Source organism: Curtobacterium sp. B8 (assembly GCF_000333315.1).
GTDB classification, from domain to species: Bacteria; Actinomycetota; Actinomycetes; order Actinomycetales; family Microbacteriaceae; genus Curtobacterium; species Curtobacterium luteum.
Genome location: NZ_BACW01000284.1, coordinates 1 through 3506 on the forward strand (window position 1 = coordinate 1; position 3506 = coordinate 3506).

Consider the following 3506-nt stretch of genomic DNA (forward strand, 5'->3'; position numbering starts at 1 on the left):
CGGACGGATGGACAACTCACGAGCCGTGCACGCCGAATCCGAGGCGTCGTCGAGGCGCCGTCCGACGGGGACCACATCCCGGTGTTCGCGGCCTTCGACCACGAGGAGATCGGCTCCTCGACCCCCTCGGGTGCGGGCGGGCCGTTCCTGGAGGACGTCCTCGGGCGCGTGCAGGAGGGCCTCGGCGCCACCCGCTCCGACGCTGCTCGGGCGTTCCGGGCCTCGTGGCTGCTGTCGAGCGACGCCGGGCACCTCGTGCACCCGAACCAGCCGGAGAAGCACGACCCGACGAACCGCCCGCGGCCGGGAGGCGGTCCCCTGCTCAAGATCAGCGCGAACCAGCGCTACATGACCGAGGCGAAGGGCGAAGCGGTGTTCTCGGCGGCGTGCGACCAGGCGGGCGTCGAGTACCAGCCGTTCGTGAACGTCAACACGATCGCCGGCGGCTCGACCATCGGCCCGATCGCGGCGACGCGTCTCGGCATCCCGACGATCGACATCGGGGTGGGGCTGCTGTCGATGCACTCGGTCCGCGAACTCGTGCACGTCGACGACCTCGCGGCCCTGCACGGCGCCGTCGCGGCCTTCTTGGCGGGGTAGTCGGCAGCACCACCCGGTTCGACGCGCTCAGGCGCCGCCGCTGGAGCGCAGCACGGCGTCGACCAAGCGGGGGTCCTGCAGGACGACGACGAGGAACGCCGTGACGCTGACGGCCGTCGACACGACGCCACCGAGCAGCGGGACCCAGAACGTCCACCGGCGTGCCCGCAGGCGACGGATCGACCACCACAGGGTCAGTGCGAAGAGCACCACGCTCGCGACGGCTCCGACGATCGCGGCGCCGGTGAGCACCGACGGGTCCGAGAACGTCGTGTAGCGCTGCTCGAACGTCTGCCGGACCGCCGAGGCCACCTGTCCGACCGACAGTGACTGCAGGACCGACCAGAGGCCGAGCACGAGGAGCCCGACGGTCATCCCGAAGTCGAGGGGCGAGGCGCCGAACCGGCTCGACGGGGCGGTGGTGACGCCTCCGGCGCGCGCCGGACGGGAGCCTGTCTGACCGGGTCGCGCCGGTGTCCCGGCGGTCTCGCGGGCCGCCTGCTCCCGGAGCGCCCGGGACTCGGCCTCGCGCTCGACGCGCTCCTGCTCGGCGAGCACCGGGTTCACCCAGCCCTCGGGCGCGTACTCGCCGTACTGCGGTGCCGGCGTGCCGTGGACGCGACCCGCTGCCGGGGCGGCGGCCGACGTCGCGGGGCCGCGCCGCGCCTCCCGGCCGTCGTCGGCGCGACCGTGTCCCGGGTCGTGCACTGGGGCCTCGGACCAGTCGCCGCTCATGCGCGCCGCCCGCCGAGCGCCCGGGTGGGCTGGCCGGACGCATCGGTCCGGAGTTCCTTCGGGAGCGAGAACATGAGGTCCTCGTGGGCAGTGACCACCTCTTCGACGGCGCCGTACCCGGCGTCGGCGAGCTGCTCGAGGACCTCGGTCACGAGTTCCTCGGGCACGGACGCGCCGCTGGTGACGCCCACGGTCCGGACCCCGTCGAGCCACTCCTGCCGGATCTCCTCGGCGTAGTCGATGCGGTGCGCGGCCGCGGCGCCGTGCTCGAGGGCGACCTCGACCAGGCGGACGCTGTTCGACGAGTTCGCCGACCCGACCACGATCACCAGGTCGGCTGCGGGAGCGACCTTCTTGATCGCGACCTGACGGTTCTGCGTGGCGTAGCAGATGTCGTCGGAGGGCGGGTCCTGGATGGTGGGGAACTTCTCGCGGAGCAGCCGGACGGTCTCCATCGTCTCGTCGACGCTCAGCGTGGTCTGCGACAGCCAGACGAGGTTGTCCGGGTCGGGGACCTGCAGGGCCGCGACGTCCTCCGGACCGTTCACCAGGATCGTGCGGTCGGGCGCGTGACCCATCGTGCCCTCGACCTCCTCGTGACCGGCGTGACCGATGAGGATGATCGTGCGGTCGGCCTTCGCGAAGCGCGTGGCCTCGCGGTGCACCTTCGTGACGAGGGGGCAGGTCGCGTCGATGGCGTGCAGGTCGCGCTCGGCTGCACCGGCGACGACGGCCGGTGCGACGCCGTGCGCGCTGAACACGACGTGGGATCCGCGGGGCACTTCGGCGACGTCGTCGACGAAGACCGCACCGCGCTGCTCCAGGGTCGACACCACGTGGACGTTGTGCACGATCTGCTTCCGCACGTAGACCGGCTCGCCGTACTGCTCGAGCGCCTGCTCCACGGCCACGACCGCACGGTCGACGCCCGCGCAGTACCCGCGCGGGGCGGCGAGCAACACCTTCTTGGTGCCGGCGACCGGCTCGTCCCGCAGTCGACCGCGCGCCGCGTGCACCCGCGGCGGGGCGAGGGGGACCGTGTGGCCGTTGGTGATCGTCACGTCCCCGATGATAGGTGAGCGGGACCCGCACGACCTGGGCACGGACCGGCCTGTGGAGAACGTCCCCGCGGCGCGGTGCGACCGGTCGTGTCACCGGTCTGCGGCAGCATGGGTGTCCCGCGTTCGGAAGGAGCGAGATGGCGATCGAACAGGGCCCGCCGACGGCCGACAACCCCTGGCCCGTCGCGCTGCTCGGCGCCAAGGTCCGCGACTGGATCGACCGGCTCGGCACCGCCTGGGTCGAGGGCGAGATCACGCAGTGGAACGTCGCGGGCGGCAACGTCTACGGCAAGCTCAAGGACGTCGAGGTCGACGCCACCGTGTCCTTCTCGATCTGGTCGAGCGTGCGCTCCCGGGTGCCCGCCGACCTCAAGCAGGGCGACCGCGTCGTCGCCGCCGTCAAGCCGAACTACTGGGTCAAGGGCGGTTCGCTCACGATGCAGGTCGTCGAGATGAAGCACGTCGGGCTCGGCGACCTCCTCGAACGGCTCGAACGGCTCCGGCGGACCCTGGCGGCCGAGGGGCTGTTCGACCCGTCGCGCAAGAAGCGCCTGCCGTTCCTCCCCCACCGCATCGGGCTGATCACGGGCAAGGACTCCGACGCCGAGAAGGACGTCAAGCGGAACGCGCAGCTCCGCTGGCCGCAGGTCGAGTTCCGCACCGTGCACACCGCGGTGCAGGGCGAACGCACGGTGGGCGAGGTCACCGCCGCGATCCGCGAGCTCGACGCCGACCCGACCGTCGACGTCATCGTCATCGCGCGCGGTGGCGGCGACTTCCAGAACCTGCTCGGCTTCAGCGACGAAGGGCTCGTCCGCGCAGCGGCAGCGGCGAACACCCCGATCGTCTCCGCGATCGGGCACGAAGCCGACCGCCCGATCCTCGACGAGGTCGCGGACCTCCGCGCCTCGACCCCGACCGACGCGGCGAAGCGGGTCGTCCCCGACGTCGCCGAGGAGCTCGCGAACGTCCGGCAGGCCCGTGCCCGCCTGGGCCTGCGGCTCTCGCACACCCTCTCGGTCGAGGCCGACCGTCTCGCCGCGCTGCGCTCCCGGCCGGCGCTCGCCTCGACGGCGTGGCTCGTCGACACCCGGCGGAAGAGGTCGCGCG

The 3506-nt window shown here is 72.6% G+C and carries 3 protein-coding genes and 1 pseudogene; 2 read left to right on the forward strand and 2 right to left on the reverse strand.

All coding sequences use genetic code 11. The features are described from left to right. Positions 1-600, forward strand: a pseudogene (locus tag I59_RS19405) (M18 family aminopeptidase); the annotation flags it as partial. 27 nt (positions 601-627) lie between these two features. Here the strand turns inward: I59_RS19405 and I59_RS06900 are convergent. Then, positions 628-1335 (reverse strand): DUF6264 family protein, encoded by a 708-nt coding sequence (locus I59_RS06900; RefSeq protein WP_148286123.1) that lies wholly within the window; start codon positions 1333-1335, stop codon positions 628-630. Further along, positions 1332-2396, reverse strand: coding sequence for a 4-hydroxy-3-methylbut-2-enyl diphosphate reductase (locus I59_RS06905; protein WP_022903237.1), 1065 nt, complete (start codon positions 2394-2396; stop codon positions 1332-1334). The genes I59_RS06900 and I59_RS06905 overlap by 4 nt, the downstream gene beginning before the upstream one ends. Before the next feature lie 137 nt (positions 2397-2533). Between I59_RS06905 and xseA the strand changes: the two genes are divergently transcribed. Continuing rightward, positions 2534-3506, forward strand: a 973-nt coding sequence (xseA, locus tag I59_RS06910) for an exodeoxyribonuclease VII large subunit (protein ID WP_022903238.1), incomplete at its 3' end; no start/stop codon positions are given.

Bases quoted from the DNA above. Each gene is read 5' to 3' on its own strand.
- I59_RS06900 (WP_148286123.1), bottom strand. From the start codon at position 1,335: ATGAGCGGCGACTGGTCCGAGGCCCCAGTGCACGACCCGGGACACGGT.